At 63.7% G+C, this 18,876-nt stretch carries 20 protein-coding genes and 1 tRNA gene; 15 read left to right on the top strand and 6 right to left on the bottom strand.

What is annotated here, in order from left to right:
• Positions 1–120: 120 nt before the first annotated feature.
• On the bottom strand, positions 121–1,137 hold the full coding sequence (corA, locus tag ACIGGF_RS24910) for a magnesium/cobalt transporter CorA (protein ID WP_397523738.1): 1,017 nt from the start codon (positions 1,135–1,137) through the stop codon (positions 121–123).
• A 150-nt stretch (positions 1,138–1,287) separates the two neighbouring features.
• Here corA and ACIGGF_RS24905 point away from each other — a divergent pair, with 150 nt between their 5' ends.
• From ACIGGF_RS24905 to ACIGGF_RS24875, 7 genes are all read left to right on the top strand, one after another.
• Positions 1,288–1,902: a trimeric intracellular cation channel family protein gene (locus ACIGGF_RS24905; RefSeq protein ID WP_397523737.1), complete on the top strand. Its 615-nt coding sequence runs from the start codon at positions 1,288–1,290 to the stop codon at positions 1,900–1,902.
• Between the two features lie 76 nt (positions 1,903–1,978).
• Entirely contained in the window at positions 1,979–2,665 is a 687-nt protein-coding gene (locus tag ACIGGF_RS24900) for a response regulator transcription factor (protein WP_397523736.1), read from the top strand.
• The gene (locus ACIGGF_RS24895; protein WP_397523735.1) at positions 2,665–4,116 is read left to right on the top strand and encodes an ATP-binding protein; all 1,452 of its coding nucleotides are present in this window, start codon (positions 2,665–2,667) and stop codon (positions 4,114–4,116) included. Before ACIGGF_RS24900 ends, ACIGGF_RS24895 begins: the two co-directional genes overlap by 1 nt.
• A 115-nt stretch (positions 4,117–4,231) precedes the next feature.
• Positions 4,232–5,755: a trypsin-like peptidase domain-containing protein gene (locus ACIGGF_RS24890; protein ID WP_397523734.1), complete on the top strand. Its 1,524-nt coding sequence runs from the start codon at positions 4,232–4,234 to the stop codon at positions 5,753–5,755.
• Positions 5,756–5,844: 89 nt separating this feature from the next.
• Positions 5,845–6,342, top strand: a complete 498-nt coding sequence (locus ACIGGF_RS24885; protein WP_032377304.1) for a molybdenum cofactor biosynthesis protein B — start codon at positions 5,845–5,847, stop codon at positions 6,340–6,342.
• Positions 6,343–7,103: 761 nt separating this feature from the next.
• A complete protein-coding gene (locus tag ACIGGF_RS24880; RefSeq protein WP_397523733.1) occupies positions 7,104–7,901 on the top strand; it encodes an MspA family porin in 798 nt (265 codons plus the stop codon).
• Between the two features lie 124 nt (positions 7,902–8,025).
• On the top strand, positions 8,026–8,469 hold the full coding sequence (locus ACIGGF_RS24875) for a hypothetical protein (RefSeq protein WP_397523732.1): 444 nt from the start codon (positions 8,026–8,028) through the stop codon (positions 8,467–8,469).
• A 127-nt stretch (positions 8,470–8,596) separates the two neighbouring features.
• Here the strand turns inward: ACIGGF_RS24875 and mscL are convergent, their stop codons facing one another.
• The 4 genes from mscL to ACIGGF_RS24855 form a co-directional block, all read right to left on the bottom strand.
• Positions 8,597–9,073, bottom strand: coding sequence for a large conductance mechanosensitive channel protein MscL (gene mscL / locus ACIGGF_RS24870; RefSeq protein WP_397523731.1), 477 nt, complete (start codon positions 9,071–9,073; stop codon positions 8,597–8,599).
• Between the two features lie 42 nt (positions 9,074–9,115).
• Positions 9,116–9,778: an SAF domain-containing protein gene (locus ACIGGF_RS24865; protein ID WP_397523730.1), complete on the bottom strand. Its 663-nt coding sequence runs from the start codon at positions 9,776–9,778 to the stop codon at positions 9,116–9,118.
• 89 nt (positions 9,779–9,867) lie between these two features.
• Complete coding sequence (locus ACIGGF_RS24860) at positions 9,868–10,224, bottom strand: FmdB family zinc ribbon protein (RefSeq protein ID WP_222092368.1); 357 nt, start codon at positions 10,222–10,224, stop codon at positions 9,868–9,870.
• A 144-nt stretch (positions 10,225–10,368) separates the two neighbouring features.
• Positions 10,369–10,965, bottom strand: a complete 597-nt coding sequence (locus ACIGGF_RS24855; protein WP_397523729.1) for a 5-formyltetrahydrofolate cyclo-ligase — start codon at positions 10,963–10,965, stop codon at positions 10,369–10,371.
• Between the two features lie 107 nt (positions 10,966–11,072).
• Between ACIGGF_RS24855 and ACIGGF_RS24850 the strand changes: the two genes are divergently transcribed.
• The 7 genes from ACIGGF_RS24850 to ACIGGF_RS24820 all read left to right on the top strand — a co-directional run bounded on the left by ACIGGF_RS24850 (position 11,073) and on the right by ACIGGF_RS24820 (position 16,923).
• Positions 11,073–12,026: a UTP--glucose-1-phosphate uridylyltransferase gene (locus ACIGGF_RS24850; RefSeq protein ID WP_397523728.1), complete on the top strand. Its 954-nt coding sequence runs from the start codon at positions 11,073–11,075 to the stop codon at positions 12,024–12,026.
• Positions 12,027–12,059: 33 nt separating this feature from the next.
• Positions 12,060–13,319, top strand: coding sequence for a gephyrin-like molybdotransferase Glp (glp, locus tag ACIGGF_RS24845; RefSeq protein WP_397523727.1), 1,260 nt, complete (start codon positions 12,060–12,062; stop codon positions 13,317–13,319).
• 29 nt (positions 13,320–13,348) lie between these two features.
• Positions 13,349–13,996: a GNAT family N-acetyltransferase gene (locus ACIGGF_RS24840; RefSeq protein WP_032404305.1), complete on the top strand. Its 648-nt coding sequence runs from the start codon at positions 13,349–13,351 to the stop codon at positions 13,994–13,996.
• A 146-nt stretch (positions 13,997–14,142) separates the two neighbouring features.
• Positions 14,143–15,012 (top strand): gephyrin-like molybdotransferase receptor GlpR, encoded by an 870-nt coding sequence (gene glpR, locus ACIGGF_RS24835; RefSeq protein WP_397523726.1) that lies wholly within the window; start codon positions 14,143–14,145, stop codon positions 15,010–15,012.
• A gap of 55 nt (positions 15,013–15,067) precedes the next feature.
• A tRNA-Ala gene (locus ACIGGF_RS24830) sits at positions 15,068–15,140 on the top strand.
• Between the two features lie 127 nt (positions 15,141–15,267).
• Positions 15,268–15,804 carry an acyltransferase gene (locus ACIGGF_RS24825; RefSeq protein ID WP_397523725.1) on the top strand — a complete coding sequence of 179 codons (537 nt, stop codon included), beginning with the start codon at positions 15,268–15,270 and terminating at the stop codon, positions 15,802–15,804.
• Positions 15,805–16,041: 237 nt separating this feature from the next.
• On the top strand, positions 16,042–16,923 hold the full coding sequence (locus ACIGGF_RS24820) for a glycosyltransferase family 2 protein (protein ID WP_397523724.1): 882 nt from the start codon (positions 16,042–16,044) through the stop codon (positions 16,921–16,923).
• A 132-nt stretch (positions 16,924–17,055) separates the two neighbouring features.
• Here ACIGGF_RS24820 and ACIGGF_RS24815 read toward each other — a convergent pair whose 3' ends face one another.
• Positions 17,056–17,946, bottom strand: a complete 891-nt coding sequence (locus ACIGGF_RS24815) for a LysR family transcriptional regulator (protein WP_397523723.1) — start codon at positions 17,944–17,946, stop codon at positions 17,056–17,058.
• An 85-nt stretch (positions 17,947–18,031) separates the two neighbouring features.
• Here ACIGGF_RS24815 and ACIGGF_RS24810 point away from each other — a divergent pair, with 85 nt between their 5' ends.
• Positions 18,032–18,847 (top strand): MFS transporter, encoded by an 816-nt coding sequence (locus tag ACIGGF_RS24810; RefSeq protein ID WP_397523722.1) that lies wholly within the window; start codon positions 18,032–18,034, stop codon positions 18,845–18,847.
• The last annotated feature ends 29 nt before the right edge of the window (positions 18,848–18,876 follow it).

The raw sequence follows: 18,876 nt of genomic DNA, 5'->3' as shown, positions 1-18,876 counted from the left end.
TTCTTTCCCTTCTTGCTCCCCGCGGCGGCGGGCGTTTTTTGTGTTGTGGGGGGGGGGGGGGGGGGGGGGGGGGGGGGGGGCCCGCCCCCCCCCCCCCCCCCCACCACTGCGCGGAGCGCACTACAGCCACTTCTGCCGCTTGAACACCACATAGAGTGCGCTGGAACAGATCGCCATGGCGATCAGCGCCAGTGGGTACCCGAACTGCCATTTCAGCTCCGGCATATCGTCGAAGTTCATTCCGTAGATGGCGGCGATGAGCGAGGGTGCGAAAAGGATTGCGCCCCAAGACGATATGCGCTTGACCTGTTCGTTTTGTTCCAGGCTGACCTGGGTCATGTTGCGCATTTCCTCGTTCTGTTGCTGCGCCACCATGGTGGAGTGCACGGTCATCGCGTTCTGCAGATTGGACCGGAATGCCTCGATGCGATCGGAGATGCGGATCGCGTGGTCCAGCACGTCGCGCAGATTGCGCTGCAACTCGACGTCGACGTGGTATTTGTCCGACCCGCGCTTGAGCGATTCGATCATCTCCACCAGAGGCTTTGCGGCACGCTCGAATTCGGATACCTCACGCAGCAGCGAATAGATTCGGCGCGACACACTCGGGTCGCCGGTGAACAATTGATCCTCGATCTCGTCGATGTCGGTCTGCAAGCCCTTGATGACGGGAACGTATTCGTCGACCACCTGGTCCAGGATTCCGTACAGGATTGCTTCGGGCCCGAGGCCGAGTAATTCGGGCGATTCTTCGAGCCGGTGCCGCACCTTCCCCAGTTCCGGCGATTCGGCGTGGCGGATGGTGACCACAAAGTCCACGCCGAGAAAAATGTGCAATTCGCCGAATTCGACCTTTTCGGTCTCGTCTATGTATCTGGCGGGGCGCAGTACGACGAAGAGCTGCTCGGCATAGCGTTCGAGCTTCGGTCGCTGATGGGCCGCGATGGCGTCTTCGACGGCCAACCGATGCAGCCCGAATTCGTCTGCCACAGCGTTGATTTCGCCGAGTTCCGGCCGGTAGAGACCAATCCATGCCATCCCGTGGCGGTCTCGCATGCACTCGAAGGTGATATCGAGGCTCTCGGGATTCGCAGTTCGCTTCCCTTCGACATAGACGGCGTTGTCGACGATCGGCACTTCGGGTCACCTCGGTTCGAGAAAGAACTGTGCCGGCCGGCACGGGATCGAGACTATCGCCCGAACGAAGGGGCGGTGCGGCAGTGAACCGAACCCAGGCCCCTCCCACGTGCTGTGAACCTGCCGTCCCCACCGTGACATGCTGATCCGGTGCTTCTCGACCTCCTCGGCTACATCGGTATCGCAGTCTTCGCGGCGTCGGGTGCTCTGGTCGGAGTTCACCGCCGGTTGGATCTGTTCGGGGTCTGCGTCGTCGGAATCACGACGGGCATCGGCGGTGGCATCGTGCGCGATCTCCTCCTCGGTATTCATCCGCCGACGTCCCTCGATACCTGGCCGAACATCACCGTCGGCTTCTTCGCGTCGCTGACGGTGTTCGTGGCGCACCGACAGATGGGCAAGTTGCGTCGAGGTGTGCTGGTGCTCGACGCGTTCGGGATGGGCCTGTTCGCGGCGACCGGTGCGACGATCGCCTTGGCGACCGGCGGAAGCGCCTTGTCGGGAGCTCTCATCGGCACCACGACGGCCGTGGCGGGCGGCGTGATCCGAGACGTTCTGGTCAACGAGGTGCCTCTGCTGCTGCATCGCGACCTGTATGCCCTTCCGGCGCTGCTCGGTGCGACGGCGGTGGTGGTGGCCGAGGCGCTCAGCCTCCCGGAGAACGTCGGATTGGTCGCCGGGACGGTACTGGCGACCGGCCTGAGGCTGCTGGCGGTGTGGAGAAAGTGGAACCTGCCGCAGGCCCGGAACCTACCGACTCTGTGAGTTTCGATTCTCGCGGCGCGTACCGACCGACCACCCCTCTCAGACTGATCTCAGTCGACCAGGACAAACTGTACCGATGCGGATATTGGTGGTCGACGACGATCGAGCGGTGCGTGAGTCGCTGCGCAGGTCGCTGACGTTCAACGGGTACACCGTCGACCTGGCGGTCGACGGGCTCGACGCGCTCGAGCAGGTTGCAGCGGCGCGCCCGGATGCGTTGGTACTCGACGTGATGATGCCTCGGCTCGACGGACTGGAAGTGTGCAGACGGCTGCGCAGCGTCGGCGACGACCTGCCGGTTCTCGTGTTGACGGCTCGGGACTCGGTATCCGAACGCGTCGCCGGTCTCGATGCCGGTGCCGACGACTACCTGCCGAAGCCGTTCGCCCTGGAGGAGCTTCTTGCCCGGCTGCGCGCGCTGCTTCGGCGTACCGCGATGGAGGCGGGCATCGACTCGGAGACGATGACGTTCGCGGACCTGTCTCTGGACCCGGTCACCCGTGAGGTCTCGCGCGCCGAGCGTTCCATCAGCCTCACCCGAACCGAATTCTCGTTGCTCGAGATGCTGATGACGAACCCGCGTCGAGTCCTGACCAGAAGCCGAATTCTCGAGGAGGTCTGGGGCTACGACTTCCCGACGTCGGGCAACGCCCTCGAGGTGTACGTCGGCTACCTGCGACGTAAGACCGAGGCGGAGGGGGAGTCGAGGCTGATCCACACCGTTCGCGGTGTCGGGTACGTCCTGCGCGAAACGCCCCCGTGATGGTTGCTGCGTTCGGACGCAAGTCGCCCGACGTCGGCGGTGGCACCCCTACGGCGATGCGGCCGCCGACGCCGCTGACCCGGTCGGTGTCCTTGCGCTGGCGGGTGACGTTGCTCGCTGCCTCGGTCGTGGCGATCGCGGTGGCAGTCATGGCCATTGCCGCATACACGGTGGTCTCGCGGGCACTCTACGGTGACGTGGACACCCAATTGCGTTCTCGCGCATCGGCATTGGCGGAGTCGACTCTGGTGTCCTATGATCCCCGTTTCGTTGCGGGTGCCACGCTGTATAGCACCGACGTGAGTGTGGCGCTGATCTACCCGGACATGTCCAGTTACAATCCGCCCGGGCCGAAAGTGCCGATCGGCGACGCCGAACTCGCTGTGGTCCGCGGAGATCAGGCCTCGTCACTGCGCACGCTCGACGATCAGCGGGTACTTGCGCAACGCACCAAGGACGGCAGCACCCTGATCGTGGCCCAGCGACTTCTGCCCACCGGGCAAGTGCTCGATCGGTTGGCATGGGTGCTGCTGATCGTCGGCGGCTGTGGCGTCGTACTGGCTGCCGGGGCAGGAATGGCCGTGGGACGCACCGGATTGCGTCCGATCGCACGACTGACGGCCGCGGCCGAACGGGTGGCACGTACCGATGATCTGACGCCCATCCCGGTCACCGGTGACGACGAATTGGCGCGTCTGACAGAGAGTTTCAACACGATGCTGCGTGCGCTCGCCGAATCGCGAGGTAGGCAGAGCAGATTGGTCGCCGACGCCGGCCACGAGCTTCGGACGCCGTTGACGTCGCTGCGAACCAACATGGAGTTGCTCATCGCGGCGGGTCGCCCCGGTGCGCCGTCCATTCCGGACGAGGACATGGCCGAATTGCGCACCGATGTGGTGGCCCAGATTCAGGAACTGTCCACGTTGGTAGGAGATCTGGTGGATCTGGCGCGCGAGGACGCGCCCGAGACAGTGTTCGAGCGCGTCGACCTTGCCGACGCCGTGGAACGCAGTCTCGAGCGAGCTCGTCGTCGCCGCAACGAGATCGACTTCGCTGCCACGCTCATGCCGTGGTTCGTCTACGGGGATCAAGCGGGCCTGTCGAGGGCAGTGCTCAACGTGCTCGACAATGCGGCCAAGTGGAGCCCCAGCGGCGGAGAAGTACGAATTGCCATGCGGCAGATCGGTGAAGGTCTTCTCGAGCTGACGGTGGACGACGCTGGTCCCGGTATTCCGGAGGAAGACCGCGAACTCGTTTTCGAGCGCTTCTATCGCTCGACGGCATCGCGTTCGATGCCGGGATCTGGTCTGGGGCTTGCCATCGTCCGTCAGGTGGTGGTCAAGCACGGCGGCACCATCGGGGTCGAGGTGTCCGATCGCGGCGGTGCACTCATCCGAATCGTGCTGCCCGGTGAAGGTGCCCCGGATCTGCGAACTCTCTCGGCAAACTGATAGCCGCATCTCAGCGCGCTCTCAGTACCGCCCTGCACAGTGAGTATCAAGCTCGAGTATCGAGAAGGCGGGCGGCCCCCGAGTGTCGGGGCCTCTAGTGAAGGAAGCAGCAACGATGAGTGACGACCGTAACGAATCCGAACAGCCCGGGCAGGGTGCCGGGTCAGAGCAGCATCCGGTACACCGGGGTTCGGGCGGCGACGAGCAGAACTACTCGACCCAGCAGCATCCAAACCAGCAGCATCCGACTCAGCAGTATCCGCCTGGGCAGGATCCCGCTCAGCAGCACCCGACGCAGCAGTTCCCCTCCCAGCAGGGCTACGCGCAGCAGTACGCAGGCTATGGGCAGGGCGCGCACCAACCCGGCTACGGGCCGTACGGCCAGCAGAGTCAGCCCGACGCGTCGCAGCACGCCCAAGCTCAGCCCCAGCACGTGGGACCACAGTCGAACCCCACCGTGGTCAAGACCAGGCCCGGACGTTCGGCACTGGTTGCCGGAGCGATTGCTTTGGTTCTGGTCGGCGGCGGTATCGGCGGAGCGGTCGGTGCCATCGCCACCAACAACGCCAACGGCAACGGCGGGGGATTCGCGAACTCGCTGAACTCCACCGTCACCGCAGCACAGCCGGCTGCCAACTTCCCTGACGGCTCCGTCCAGGCCGTCGCGAACAAGGTGTTGCCGAGCGTGGTGCAGATTCAGGTCAAGGGTTCGCAAGAAGAAGGTGAGGGTTCGGGCGTGATCCTCAGCAGCGACGGCTTGATCCTCACCAATAACCACGTTGCGACGGGTGCCGGGGCAAACGGCAAACTCAGCGTCGCGTTCTCGGACGGCTCGGTGGCCGACGCCACCCTCGTCGGTGCCGATTCGGTGTCGGACATGGCCGTCATCAAGGCCGAGGGCAAGACGGATCTGACGCCCATCGAACTCGGTTCGTCCTCGAATCTCGAGGTGGGACAGCAGGTGGTCGCAATCGGGTCGCCGCTCGGCTTGGCCGGCACCGTCACCACGGGGATCGTGTCCTCGCTCAACCGGCCGGTGTCGACCTCCGGTGAGTCCGGCAATCAGAACTCCGTGATCGACGCCATCCAGACCGACGCCGCGATCAACCCGGGCAACTCCGGTGGTGCGCTGGTCAACACCGACGGCCAGCTGATCGGCATCAACACCGCAATCGCCACTCTCGGTGGCAGCGGGGGATCCGGCGCGCAGAGTGGCTCGATCGGGCTCGGGTTCGCAATCCCAGTGGATCAGGCCAAGCGCATCGCCGACGAGCTGACCACCACCGGTAAGGCGACGCAGGCCATGATCGGTGTGCAGGTGCCGTCGAACGACGATGCCAACGGCGCAACCGTCGTCGAAGCCACCGAGGGTGGGCCGGCGGCGTCGGCCGGCATTCCCACGGGCGCGGTGATCACCAAACTCGACGATCGCGTCATCTCCAGTGGTGACGCATTGATCGCGGCGGTTCGCTCGCACGCCCCCGGAGATTCGGTCACCGTCACCTACACCGAGGGCGGTGCCGAGAAGACCGCTCAGGTGACTCTGGGCACGGCCGAGCCTGTTGCGGCTCAGCCTCGTACCCAGCAGCAGGAACAGCAGCTCCCCTTCCAGATCCCCTCTTTCCCGGGCGGTCGCTGATGTTGAGGGAAGCGGGCAGGCACGGCACGGTTGCAACGATTTACGCACAGCGTGAGCCGGGTGGAGGCCTTACTACTACGGTGAGCGGTATGGAACTCGACGCACCACTGGCAGGGCGCGCGTTGGTCGTCATCGTCGACGACCGGACAGCGCACAGCACCGAGAAGGATTCGACCGGGCCTCTCGTGACCGAACTGTTGACCGAGGCAGGATTTCTCGTCGACGGCGTCGTTGCAGTGACAGCCGATGAAGTCGACGTCCGGAATGCTCTCAACACAGCAGTCATCGGTGGAGTCGATCTGGTGGTGTCGATCGGCGGCACCGGCGTCTCACCGCGTGACGTGACCCCCGACGTCACCGCAGAGGTGCTCGATCGGGAGATTCCGGGCATCAGCGAGGCGCTGCGTTCGTCGGGTCTGGCAGCAGGCTCTCTGGATGCGGGGCTCTCCCGGGGCCTGGTCGGCGTATCCGGCAGCACGCTGGTGGTCAACCTGGCGTCGTCTCGGGCAGCTATCCGCGATGGCATGGCGACGCTCACTCCGTTGGCGAGCCAGGTCATCGCCGAGTTGTCGGGGCTGGACGCGTAGCGATATCGATGAACGAGCCGAACGACGATCGATCGGCCGAAGACGAAGCGAGCCGGGCCCGAGCAGAACGGGCCCGGCTCGCTCGTATCTTCGGTGAAGTGCTCCCGGAGACGACCGGGGACGAACAGAACGAGGGTGCCGATGGGGACTCGTTGTCGGTCGATTGGTTGAAGCAGCAGCGACCACCCCATTACTTTTGATGTGATCCACGACACATTTTGTTGGCTGTAATGACAGGTCTGTTAGTTACTCGTTTACCTGTCGTTATCGCGTCACCCGGTAGTAGCTTCGGGGAGTGAAGCCTGAATCGGACTTTGTGGACACCGCTTGGACGGCTGCGCACGGCCTATCCGGACGCGATGGCGGTCGCGTATTCCCACATCAGGGTCGGTTTACTCATCTGAGGCCGATGTAACACTTCGGCGGGTTCGAGAGATGCTGTGACTCGGGTTATCGCTAACACGGTTGTGAAAGTTGTTCACGCTGTCGAAACACATCACGAGTTGGCAACGTTCGAGCGCCGATCGTAGGGATTGTCACGGTCAGGCATCTCCTCTAATGTTCCCCTCAGCTTCCAGAGATCAGGGCGTGGGACCAACCGGTGCCGCGCCCTTCATCTCGGAACTGTTGAACGAGGATGTGGCTTCACGGCCCCATCCGCTCGGGCTCGTTCGCATCGTTGCGGCCGATCTGGTTCGAGGGTGAAAGCCACAAGCTTCCCCGTGCGACACCGCGCTGGGACTGAACATGATGAGGAATAAATGACGGAGATCCAGAAGTCGCGGCGCAGCCGGGGACTCAAGTCCATGAGCGTCGCAGTTGCTGCCAGCGCTTCGGTTGTCGGCCTGGTACTCGGTACCGGAACCGCTTCCGCCGGAGTCGACAGCGCGAAGTCCATCGTCGACGCCGATGGCAACACGGTCACGTTGACCCTGTCCGACTCCTTCGTCAGCGGCGTTGCGCCTCTCGACGGCAACCCGCTCACCCGTGAGTGGTTCTACGACGGCCGCGCATCCTTCGATGTTCAGGGACCTTCGGCTGACGACTTCGAGGGCACCCTCACCGCCGGCCTGCAGATCGGCTACCCGTTGAGCCTCGACGGCGGCGTGTCGGTCGAGTGGGCTTCTCCTTCGGCCAACTTCGGCATCGGTTCCAAGAACACGACCACCGGAACATTGGCGACTACCCCGGGTGATCTGCTTGACCCCGAGGGTGCGCTGGAAGGACTCGCTGACGTTCCGCTCCTCGGCGTTGCAGAGAGCAAGTCGAACCTCGATGTCGGCGTTCAGCTGATCCCGCAGGCAACTGCGACCATCGATCTCGCTCCCGGCGGCGGCGTCGTTCAGTCCGAGAGTGCAATCGCCACCTTCAACGAAGAGGCGAACATCTCCAAGACCGAAGGTGACGCTGCAGGCGCACAGGGCTCCATCCAGCTCGCCGGCGTCCACGGCACCGCAACGGGCATCCTGGGCAACGTCACGGTTCGTCCGTACGTCACCCTGCTCAGCGCCAAGGGTGACTCGATCACCACGTACGGCCCGGCAACTCGCCTCAACTGATCTTCTTCGGTTGATTCTGGTTCGCTAGATTCTCCGGTTCAGGCCCGCACGGATTCTCCGTGCGGGCCTGAACTATGTTCGGCACACGCACAGTTCGACGTTCACGGAAGGTTCAGAAGTAGTGATGCATCGCAAAGCCCGTTTCACAGTGTTCGCAGCAGGAGCTGTCGCAGCTCTCGGATTGGTGTCCGGCTGCAGTAGCAGTGACGAGGCTGCCACCGGTCAGAGCACCGATGCATGCAATACCTTCGCCGCCGATCACAACGCCTTCGTCGGTCTGGTGACCGCGGGACCGGGATCAGCAGCCAACATCGAGAAGTGGACAGCCGACAAGCAAGCTGCCGTGGACTCGTTGAAGTCGGTGCCCGGCACGGCATCCAGTGATGTCGCGTCCGCGTCCACCACGTTCGTGGAGGCGCTGCCGGCCGACACCCTCGAATTGTCGGAACCCGACAGCGCATCGGGCAAGGCGTTCGTCGACAACGGCGCAGCCGTGAAGTCTGCCTGCGAGGCAGATGGCACCTCGATCACTCTCGATGCGCTTCCGCTGCAGACGTTCAACAACTGATCGCCTGACGGCCCACTCGGCCCGCCGCCCCATCACCCCACCAACGAATGAATGTGCTAGTCATGCACTCAGAGTGCGTGACTGGCACATTCATTCGACAGGGCCGCCCAGCGCGGGTTACAAGACCTCAGTCCTTGGAATGCTTACCCAGATCCGGCGTGGCGTCGTTGGCCTCGCCGCTACCTCCGGTTGTGTCCTCGGCCGTCGAAAGCTTCTGTCCCGCTGCGGTTCCGCCCGCGAGGATGTCGCGGATCTGAACCAGCACGTCGACGTCGCTCAATTCTTTCTCCGGCTGGCTGACGAAGCGCTTCTTCGCCGTGTTCACCGGAAGGATCAGGACGAAGTACACGACCGCGGCGATGATGATGAAGTTGATGATCGCTGTGACGACGGCACCGAGATTGATGAACGTCGCATCGTTGTCCGACAGAATCCTTATGCCCCAGCCGAGTTCGTTGCTACCGCCCACGGCTGCGACCAAAGGGTTGATGATGTTGGTGGTGAATGCGGTGACGATGGCGGTGAATGCCGCACCGACGACCACTGCAACTGCGAGATCGACAACGTTGCCCCGCAGTAGAAAATCCTTGAAGCCCTTCAGCATGAGCCCTCTCCCAACGATCGGTGTGTTCTGTCTCGAGAAACGTTAGTGCACCGTCACCGTCAGGGCGCTGACCAACGACGCCGCGGCCACCGTCGTCGCATCGTTGGTGGGTAACGCAAGCAGCACCACCCGATCCCGTTGTCTGTTACCCCCGGCGTCGGCGGAGACGAGTACCACCACCGCGCCGGACGCCAGCACCCTGGCTGCGGGGACTGCATTCGGGTCGTCCTGCACCTCGACGGTCAACACATCCACCTGGTCGCCTTCACGCAGCAGATCGCTCACTCCGGCGTCCGCGAGATGCACCGGTACGACGCGCGCCTCGGTCCCCAGTGCCGTCGTAGCCGTCCGGGATCCGAGTAGGCGTACATCGGTAAGCAATTCGCCTTCTCGTACCGGCCCGGTGAGCGTCTGGCCGTCCACTGCACCGGCATCGATCAGAGCGCCCTCGGGAACGCTGTCGGAATCCCAGCTGGAGACCACCACATCGGCCGACGTCAGCACCGTCCCCGGCGTCAGGTCGCGTCCTGCGGTGATCACGTCCACTCGGTCGTCGCCGGCAGCGTCATCGACGAACAACACCGCTGCAAGTGCTACCAGCGCGCCCGCTGCTATACGGCGGACCTTCGGGGACCCGGTCCATGCCGGCCGCAGAGTGATGCGATCGAGGAGCGTCGAGTCGAGTCGGTTCCGGCCAGCAGTCATGCCGGAAACGCTAGCGTCGACGAAGGCACTTCGAACACCGAAAAGGCCGGGCTGTGGATAACGGCCCGGCCTGTGGATGAAGCTGAAAGCTACTTGCTCGCAGCAGCTTTCGTGGTGGACGAAGAAGAAGATGAGCTCGATGACGACGAATCGGAAGACTTCTTTTCGGCCGGCTTGGAGTCGGACTTGGTCTCGGACTTCGAGTCGGACTTTGTGGCTGCCGCGTCGGACTTCTTCTCGCCTGCACTCTCGCTCGAGGTGCCCGAGCCACCGCGGCTGTCGGTGCGGTAGAAGCCACTGCCCTTGAACACGATGCCGACGGAGTTGAACAACTTACGAAGCTTGCCGGAGCACGCCGGGCATACCGTCAACGTGTCGTCGGTGAAGGACTGGACGATGTCGAACCGGTTGTCGCACTCGGTGCAGGCGTATGAGTAAGTGGGCATCGTATTTCCTCCGCGCTGGTCACCGAGGAGATTGGCTGCTCTGGGAGCCGAGGCCGAACACCGCCGGTGTCTTGTCTGTTCGTCGAAACTGGGGAGAGCATTAGCACTCTACAGTCAGGAGTGCCAACCAATCGAATCGGAACGTTATTCCGTACCCAAGCGTACGAGTCCGCTGACTGGGGTCACCGCGTGCGTCACCCTTCTGTCGTGTGGTTCGTCCGGTAGTCGGTCCACCAGTTCGCTGTCGCGCACCACCGCGGCCAGTATCGCGTCGGGTCCGCACAAATCCAGCGTCCGATCGTAGAAACCCGCACCGCGGCCCAATCGAACACCGCGCCGATCGACGGCGAGCGCCGGAATCAGCACCAGTGAGCACGCGGCCACGGCATCGGGATCGAGGATCGGCCCGGACGGCTCGCGAAGACCGAACGGTGCAGGTACCAACGACGCGCTTCCGGAGTACTCCACCCACCGCAACGGACCCGGCTCGTGCGCACTCGGAAGCAGGACGGTGGAGCCGGCCGCGGCCATCGCGTCGAGCATCTCGATCGAGCCCGGCTCCCGTCCGACCGGCACGTACGCGGCCACCGACGCGTGTTCGGACGCCAATTCGGCCACGACGTGGCAGAGTGCGGAGGACTCCACCGCGCGCTGCGCATCGTCGAGCAGTCGGCGTTCGGCGAGGACATGTGCCCGCCATCGATCCTTGGGCGTGTTCTCCGAGAATTCGGGAACGGTCACAACGGTTCACTCACCCTTCGTGTGCAGTCGTTCAACGATATGCACTGAGGGGTCGAACGCAGCACACGGCGAGCAGATCTCCGGAAACCATGGATAGGGTGAGCACCATGACAGAAGCCGTTAACGCGACGACCGCCGCCACGCCTGAGCACTTCCGAACAGCTATCGTTCCCGCTGCGGGCATGGGTACCCGGTTCTTGCCGGCCACGAAAACCGTTCCGAAAGAACTGCTTCCAGTGGTCGATACGCCCGGTATCGAACTGGTCGCCGGCGAGGCCGCAGATTCCGGTGCACAGCGTTTGGTCATCGTCACATCTCCGGGCAAGGACGGTGTCGTCGCCCACTTCGTCGAGGACCTCGTTCTCGAGAAGAAGCTCGAAGCGAGCGGCAAGCTCGAAATGCTCGAAAAAGTGCGTGTCGCCCCCAAACTCCTCGACGTGCAGTCTGTCATCCAGCACGAACCGCTGGGACTCGGACATGCCGTTGCCTGTGCGGAAGAGGCTCTCGACGACGACGAGGATTCCGTTGCGGTGCTGCTTCCCGACGATCTGGTGATGCCGCGGGGCGTGCTCGACGTCATGGCCCGGGTGCGCGCCAAGCGCGGTGGATCAGTGCTGTGCGCCATCGAGGTGCCGGAGGACAAGGTCTCGTCGTATGGCGTCTTCTCGGTCGAGATCGTTCCCGATGCGGTGAACCCGAACGTTCTCAAGGTCACCGGCATGGTCGAGAAGCCCAAGAAGGAGGACGCGCCGTCCAACCTGGCTGCTGCGGGTCGATACCTGCTCGACCGGGCCATCTTCGATGCCCTTCGTCGAATCGAGCCCGGCGCGGGCGGCGAGTTGCAACTGACCGACGCCATCGCGCTCCTGATCGAGGAAGGCCACCCGGTGCACGTGGTGGTGCACCGCGGATCGAGACACGACCTCGGAAATCCCGGGGGATACCTGCGCGCTGCGGTTGACTTTGCTTTGCAGCGTGACGACTACGGTCCGGCGCTGCGCGAATGGTTGAACGAGCGCTTGAGCGACAGCTGGGCACCGGAACTGACCACGTACGAATAGCATCGCGGGTCGATGCTCTAGAGGAAGGGCCAGATGCGCTCGGTCGAGGATCAGCAGACCAGAGTGACCGCCGCGGCGGTGGCTCCACGGCCTGTTCGGGTCGCCATCTCCGAAGCACAGGGCCTGCTGTGTGCAGAAGAAGTGGTCACCGAGCGCCCCCTTCCCGGTTTCGATCAGGCAGCGATCGACGGTTACGCCGTTCGGAGCGTCGATGTGGCAGCTGCGGGTACCGACCTGCGCAACGAGGACGACGAGCGCATCGATCTGACGCTGCCCGTGGTCGGCGAGGTTTCGGCCGGATCGCGTCAACCCATCCGGCTGCAGCCCCGTCAAGCAGTGCGAGTCGATACCGGCGCGCCGCTGCCCACACTGGCCGATGCGGTGTTGCCCTTGGACCGAACCGACAGTGGCCGCGCCCGCGTCAAGGTGTTTCGGCCGGTGCGCTCGGGAGACTACGTCCGCAAGATCGGTGACGACGTGCAGCCCGGCGACGTCGCGGTGCGTGCAGGAACGATCATCGGTGCAGCTCAAGTGGGACTGCTCGCGGCGGTCGGGCGCGACAAGGTGCTGGTGCATCCGCGCCCGCGTCTGTCGGTGATCTCGGTCGGTGGCGAATTGGTCGACACCGATCGCACCCCCGGCCCCGGCCAGGTGTACGACGTCAATTCCTATGCCCTGGCCGCTGCGGCGCGCGACGCCGGAGCCGACGTCAACCGGGTCGGAATCGTCAGCACCGACCCGAAGCGTCTGCGCGAGGTGGTCGAGGGCCAGTTGATCCGATCCGAGATCGTCGTCATCGCCGGCGCGGTCGGGGGCGGTGCCTCCGACGGTGTGCGGGAGGCACTCGGCGAACTCGGCGACATGGAAGTCGAACGCGTTGCCATGCACCCCGGATCCGTTCAGGGATTCGGCCAGCTCGGACGCGATGAAGTGCCCACTTTTCTGCTGCCGGCCAACCCCGTGAGCGCGCTGGTGGTGTTCGAGGTGATGGTCCGCCCGCTGATTCGCATCGCGCTCGGTCGACGACAGCCGATGCGTCGAACCGTCACCGCACGCACCGTGGCACCGATCACCTCGATCGAGGACCGCAAAGGATATCTCCGCGGCCAACTCATGCGCGACGAAGGAACCGGCGAGTACCTGGTTCAGGCCCTCGGCGGTGCACCCGGATCGTCGTCGCACCTTCTCGCGACACTCGCCGAGGCGAATTGCCTGGTCGTCATCGATCCCGAGGTCACCGAAATCCGTACCGGTGAAGAAGTGAAGGTCTCGTTCCTGGCCCAGCGAGGCTGACAACTGCGCCTAGCGCATACCATCGACGGATGCCGCGAACGTGGTCGAGCCACCCGGGTTGGCCGGCGAAATTGGGTCCAGTGAGAGTCGCCGGCGGAACCGTCACGGTACGGCCGGTACGGATGCGCGATGCGGCGGCCTGGAGCCGGATTCGCACCGAGGACCGCGCTCATCTCGAGCCCTGGGAGCCGAGCGGCGAGGGCAGCTGGAATTCACGGCACCACATCTCCTCGTGGCCGACGTTGTGTTCGGGCCTCAAGTCCGAGGCACGTAAAGGGCACATGCTCCCCATGGTCATCGAGGTCGACGGCGAATTCTGTGGCCAGATCACCACTGGAAACATCGTGCGCGGCGCTTTGCGGTCCGCGTGGATCGGCTACTGGGTGTCCAAGGACGTCAACGGCAAGGGCGTCGCGACCGCCGCTCTCGCGCTGGGGCTGGACCACTGCTTCGGCCCCGTCGGATTGCATCGAGTCGAAGCGACGGTGCGACCGGAAAACCTCGCCAGTCAGGCAGTGCTGCGCAACGTCGGGTTTCGCGAGGAAGGTCTGCTCTACAAGTACCTGGACGTCGACGGTGAATGGCGCGACCACAAGCTCGTCGCAATCACCTCAGGTGAGGTCCAGGGAACCGTCGTCGATCGGTTGGTCCGTTCGGGCCGGGCAGCCTGGGCGTGATCCGTCCCGAACACAGTGACACTCGTGTGGTTGAAGTGACAGGAGTGTAATTCGGGTCGGCGCGTCTGCGTGGTTCTTGCACCTGCTCCCCATAGCCTGATGTCGTCAGGACTGTCGCCGTAGCTCGAGGGAGGAGAACATCGCCGATGCCGAACTCGATAATCTGGGTCGGTCTCGTTGCCGTCTGGCTCTTCGTTCTTCTTCCCATGCTCATGACCAAGCGGCCTCAGATCATGCAGACCACGGACGCAGCTCTCGCCACGCGGGTACTCCATCGAGGTGGCACCAAGCGGAAGCAGCGTGGCCCGGCGACCGGACACCGCAGCGATCCCGACTGGCGACCGGAGGACGACCTTCGAGTCTCCGCGCCGGCTCGCGAAATTTTCGGCCCGGCACTGGCAACCGTTCGTATCGACTCACCCGATCTACCCGGTACCGCGGAGGACCCGATGGACACTCACGCAGCAGAGAACGACCTCGATCGCGAGGCACCGGACACCGATCCGCCGCGTCGAAGCTCAACCGCGCACGAACCCGGTGTCGTCGACGACGATTTCGTGCCTCGCCGACGCGGCCGCGGCGGTTTCGACCCCGAGGCGGATGCGATCGCCCGCGCCGCGCGATACGCCTTTCGGCAGCGCGCTGTACTGGGACTGGTCTTCGCCGCGATCACCACGGCGGCATTGGCGTTCATCATTTCTCCGACGGTGTGGTGGCTGTGCGGTCTGTCCGTCGCCGTTCTGGCCGGCTACCTGTACTACCTGCGTCGGCAGGTACAGATCGAGGAAGAGGTGCGTCAGCGCCGGCTCACCCGTATGGGCCGATCCCGACTGGGGGTGGAGTCGGAGACGGACGAGGAGCTCGAGCTGGTCCCACAGCGCCTGCGTCGACCCGGTGCGGTGGTCCTCGAGATCGACGACGAGGATCCCGAGTTCGAGCATCTCGACCATTACGACGAGCCGTTCCAGGCCAGTCGCGACGACGATCGGGACGTGCGGCGGGCGCAGGGCGCGTAGCGGCTGCCGAACAGGGCTTTGCTAGAGTTACCCAGCCGGTCACGATGACGGCAAAGGGGCTGTGGCGCAGTTGGTAGCGCGTCTCGTTCGCATCGAGAAGGTCAGGGGTTCGATTCCCCTCAGCTCCACACCGAAGAACATCGACAGGCCCGATCGACAGTGTCGATCGGGCCTGTTGCTCGTTCCGGCCGTCTCCTCTTTTTCGATCCCGATGCGTCGTTGGGGCAACCGAGGCACGCGGCTAGAGTTTCGCTCATGCGCGGTGGGGGAGGCTATGTGGCCGACGACGTCCTCTGGGCTCTGTTCCAGGTGCGGCAGTCGGCGGTAGTAGCGTTGGCCAACTTCCCGCTTCTGCCCGCCATCGTCCGCGGACGTGCGCTACGAGGCGCGCGGGTGCGAGTAGGACCCAAGGCGCTGGTCTACGGCGGTCAGATGGTGCAAGGGCGAGGCACGCTTCGGCTGGGCGCGGGGGCATTCGTCAATCACGGTTGCTACTTCGACACCCTGGCAGACATCGAGATCGGCGACGGGGTTTTCCTCGCCGATCATGTGCGCGTGCTGACCAGTACGCACGAGGTGGGCGCTCGAACTCGACGCGCAGGCCGATTGATCGGTGCGCCGGTGACGATCGGAACGGGAACCTGGGTGGGCTCCGGTGCCGTCATCATGCCGGGCGTACGAATCGGTGCGGGTTGCATCGTCGGCGCGGGATCGTTGGTGACGAAGGACTGCGATCCCGACGGGATCTACGTGGGCAGTCCGGCGAGACGGGTTCGTGATGTGAATCGGTAGGCGCACTGCCGATAAACCGGTCGATTACCCGTTCCGGTGTCGAGATCCGAATCCGAGCAGGTTCGAGCTATTCTCTTCGTACTTCATATTGTTTATGTCGAATAAACGAGGAATTGCCTCCCCGCGATAGTGGGGTACCATCAGATTCGTCCGCGGCTCGCATTTCGGGACGAACGAATTCTGCAAGCGAATCGAGCCACACGATTGCCAAAATAACTTTGTCAGGGGTTGGCACGGGTGAACACTCTTTCGGTTGTTGTTCCTGCATTCAACGAGTCCGCGCACTTGGGTGAATGCTTGGATGCATTACTCGAACAGCAAGAAAACATTCACGAAATCATCGTCGTCGACAACAACTCGACCGATGACACGGCGTCGATCGTCCGTGATCGCCGACGTCGATTCCCGATGGTGACCCTCGTGGCCGAGTGCGAGCGCGGCGTCGTGCACGCCCGAAACGCCGGATTCGATCACGCGAGTGGATCGATCATCGGACGCATCGACGCCGATACCCATGTCGGCGCAGGCTGGGCGAAATCTGTTCTCGATTTCTTCGATCGACGGCTGGACTTCGCCGCCGTGACAGGTCCGATCTATCTCTACGACTCGCCCTGGGCTGCTCCGTACCGGGCCTTCGTCAATCACACCACCAGACGCAAGCCCGATGAGCTGTGGGTTTCTGCGGCGTCCGGTAACAACTTCGCCATTCGTCGCTCCGCCTGGGAAGCGACGCGCGACCGAGTGAGTGTGCGAACCGACCTGCACGAGGATATCGATCTGTCACTGTGCCTTCACCGCGTCGGATTGCGCATCGCACAGATCAAGTCCATGTGTGTCGAGGTGTCTGGGCGTCGACTGCTCACGCCGCCGCTCGAATACCGCCACTACGTACTGAGCTCTTATCGGACGTGGGCGTTCCACGACCTGGCGGGTAAGGCGCTGCGTCGATTGTTGGTCGCGGATATGATCCTGCACACTGTCCATTGGCCGCTGACGCGAATGCTGTCCACATGTGAATCACGCATTCTTCCGGTTACGCATTCCGATACGAGCGTTACACCTCACCGAAGTATGTCCGCTATTCGTGACGATCGCTTTGTGGCTGCCGCCCATAGGTGAATTCTCTATTGCTCGACGATGAATGACAGCAATGTAACCGAGTCGTCCTTCTACTCGGTTGTCGCATCAATCCAGCACAGCTGTTCGTAAAGTCCGTTTCGTCCGAGCAATACCGCGTCGAATCAGTCGGTATCAGGCACGAACGAGGTCGAGACCGCACCAATTCTCGTTGCCCAGAAAGTCGAGCAGTGCAGACTCGGCAGGACCGGAAGACGAACGGACGCTAGCTCGAACGGCGTGTGACACCGGCGGATCGAGTGGTCGTGTGAGGTGTCCGTAGCCCGGCGGAACGGCCGAGGCCGGCACGAGTGTGACGCCCAAACCCTCCGAAGCCAGCTTGACTGCGGTGGACAACTGGGATGCGCGAGCGACCGTCGACACGGACAACGAGTGCGAGCGAAGTGCGTGCGTGATGACGTCGTCGCGAGCACTGCCCCGTCGAAGTCGGACCCACGGCTGGGACGCCAATTCCTCGAGTGCCAGGACGTCTTGTGCCAGCAGTGGGTGCCCTTCGGACAGTACGGCGACATACGATTCGTCGCCGATGACAGTGGCGTTCGGATCGTAGTGGCCGTAATCGCTGGACAGCACCAGGTCTGCCTCCCCGGTGCGCACCAGGCGGTCGATGGCCTGGGGGTCCGACTCCTCGTACAGCGTCACCTCGAGTGCCGGATACCGGCGCCGCAACTCTCCGATCGCTCTCGGGAGTTGGCACATCCCCAGTCCGGTCTCGACGACGACGACCAGCTCCCCGGCAACCGTCCCGGAGCATGCACTGGCCGCAGCGCGAGCCCGGCGAGCTGCTGATACCGCGATCGATGCTTCTTTGACGAAGGCGCGCCCGGCGACGGTGAGGCTCAGTCCGCGTGGGCTCCTGACGAACAGTTCGACGCCCAACTCCTTCTCCAGGGATCTGATCTGTTGGGAGATCGACGGTTGTGCCACGCGGAGCTTCTCGGCCGCCGCGGTGACCGACCCCTCTTCGGCCACGGCGAGTGCATATTCGTACTGGCGGATACTCATGCGGCGACTCCTATAGGGATTGTCTATACGATGCACTGCAAATTCGTCTTTGATCCTATACCGATTCGGTTCTAGCGTCGTCGGTATGACCTCCACTGCTTCTGTCCACATCCAGCAGCGCTCGCTGCTGTCGCCTCCCGTCCTGTTGCTCGCCGCCGTCGCATTCGTTATCGGAACAGCGGAGTTCGTGGCGATCGGTCTCGTTCCCCAGCTGGCCCGCGATCTGAACACCACCGTCGGTGCCGCCGGGCTCACCGTCACTCTGTATGCGCTTTCTGTCGGAATTCTCGCCATCCCGCTGGGTCTCGCCCTGGCGCACCGTCATCCACGAGCACTGCTGACCACGCTCCTGTTGGTCTTCGCGGCCGCAAACCTGGTTGCAGCATCTGCGCCCGGGCTCCCAGTGCTTCTCGTCGGACGCGTCGCGTCAGCGGCGACGCAGGGAGTCGCGCTCGGGGTGGCCGTCAGCGCCGTCACCACGTTCGTTGCGCCGGAAGCGCGCGGTAAAGCGGTGTCCCTGGTTTTCGGGGGGTTGATGAGCGCGATGTTCCTCGGCGCACCGATCGGCACGTATCTCGGCGGCGTTGCCGGATGGCGGGCAGTATTCGTGGCGCTGGCCGTGCTCGGAGCGGTGCTGGCGGTGGGTCTGTGGACCGTTCTGCCGCGCCGAATCGAGGCGACGGGAGTCCGCGGGGGCACCCATCAGCTGCGGGTGGTCACCGTGCCCGGCGTGCTCGGCTTGCTGGGGGTGGCCGCCGGAATTCTGCTCGTGTCCAACTTCTTCTTTCCCTATCTCGGGGTTTACCTCGAGCAGTCGGCCGGGATGGGATCCGGCTGTCAATTTCAGAAGACGGCTGCACTCTTTGCAGGCGTTTCGAGGGTGAGTGCACGTGTCTTCTGACATTCTGACGTCAGAAGTGCGGTGCACGG

This window comes from Rhodococcus sp. NPDC078407, from assembly GCF_044542515.1.
In the GTDB taxonomy this organism is placed as follows: Bacteria; Actinomycetota; Actinomycetes; order Mycobacteriales; family Mycobacteriaceae; genus Rhodococcoides.
The sequence above is the reverse complement of the archived record's forward strand: the minus strand, read 5'-3'. Positions and strand labels throughout refer to the sequence as shown.

What these genes read in the sequence shown, in the direction of transcription:
- ACIGGF_RS24900 (WP_397523736.1), top strand. Translation starts at nt 1,979, where the DNA reads ATGCGGATATTGGTGGTCGACGACGATCGAGCGGTGCGTGAGTCGCTG.
- ACIGGF_RS24895 (WP_397523735.1), top strand. Translation starts at nt 2,665, where the DNA reads ATGGTTGCTGCGTTCGGACGCAAGTCGCCCGACGTCGGCGGTGGCACC.
- ACIGGF_RS24890 (WP_397523734.1), top strand. Translation starts at nt 4,232, where the DNA reads ATGAGTGACGACCGTAACGAATCCGAACAGCCCGGGCAGGGTGCCGGG.
- ACIGGF_RS24885 (WP_032377304.1), top strand. Translation starts at nt 5,845, where the DNA reads ATGGAACTCGACGCACCACTGGCAGGGCGCGCGTTGGTCGTCATCGTC.
- ACIGGF_RS24880 (WP_397523733.1), top strand. Translation starts at nt 7,104, where the DNA reads ATGACGGAGATCCAGAAGTCGCGGCGCAGCCGGGGACTCAAGTCCATG.
- ACIGGF_RS24875 (WP_397523732.1), top strand. Translation starts at nt 8,026, where the DNA reads ATGCATCGCAAAGCCCGTTTCACAGTGTTCGCAGCAGGAGCTGTCGCA.
- mscL (WP_397523731.1), bottom strand. Translation starts at nt 9,073, where the DNA reads ATGCTGAAGGGCTTCAAGGATTTTCTACTGCGGGGCAACGTTGTCGAT.
- ACIGGF_RS24865 (WP_397523730.1), bottom strand. Translation starts at nt 9,778, where the DNA reads ATGACTGCTGGCCGGAACCGACTCGACTCGACGCTCCTCGATCGCATC.
- ACIGGF_RS24860 (WP_222092368.1), bottom strand. Translation starts at nt 10,224, where the DNA reads ATGCCCACTTACTCATACGCCTGCACCGAGTGCGACAACCGGTTCGAC.
- ACIGGF_RS24850 (WP_397523728.1), top strand. Translation starts at nt 11,073, where the DNA reads ATGACAGAAGCCGTTAACGCGACGACCGCCGCCACGCCTGAGCACTTC.
- glp (WP_397523727.1), top strand. Translation starts at nt 12,060, where the DNA reads ATGCGCTCGGTCGAGGATCAGCAGACCAGAGTGACCGCCGCGGCGGTG.
- ACIGGF_RS24840 (WP_032404305.1), top strand. Translation starts at nt 13,349, where the DNA reads ATGCCGCGAACGTGGTCGAGCCACCCGGGTTGGCCGGCGAAATTGGGT.
- glpR (WP_397523726.1), top strand. Translation starts at nt 14,143, where the DNA reads ATGCCGAACTCGATAATCTGGGTCGGTCTCGTTGCCGTCTGGCTCTTC.
- ACIGGF_RS24825 (WP_397523725.1), top strand. Translation starts at nt 15,268, where the DNA reads ATGCGCGGTGGGGGAGGCTATGTGGCCGACGACGTCCTCTGGGCTCTG.
- ACIGGF_RS24815 (WP_397523723.1), bottom strand. Translation starts at nt 17,946, where the DNA reads ATGAGTATCCGCCAGTACGAATATGCACTCGCCGTGGCCGAAGAGGGG.
- ACIGGF_RS24810 (WP_397523722.1), top strand. Translation starts at nt 18,032, where the DNA reads ATGACCTCCACTGCTTCTGTCCACATCCAGCAGCGCTCGCTGCTGTCG.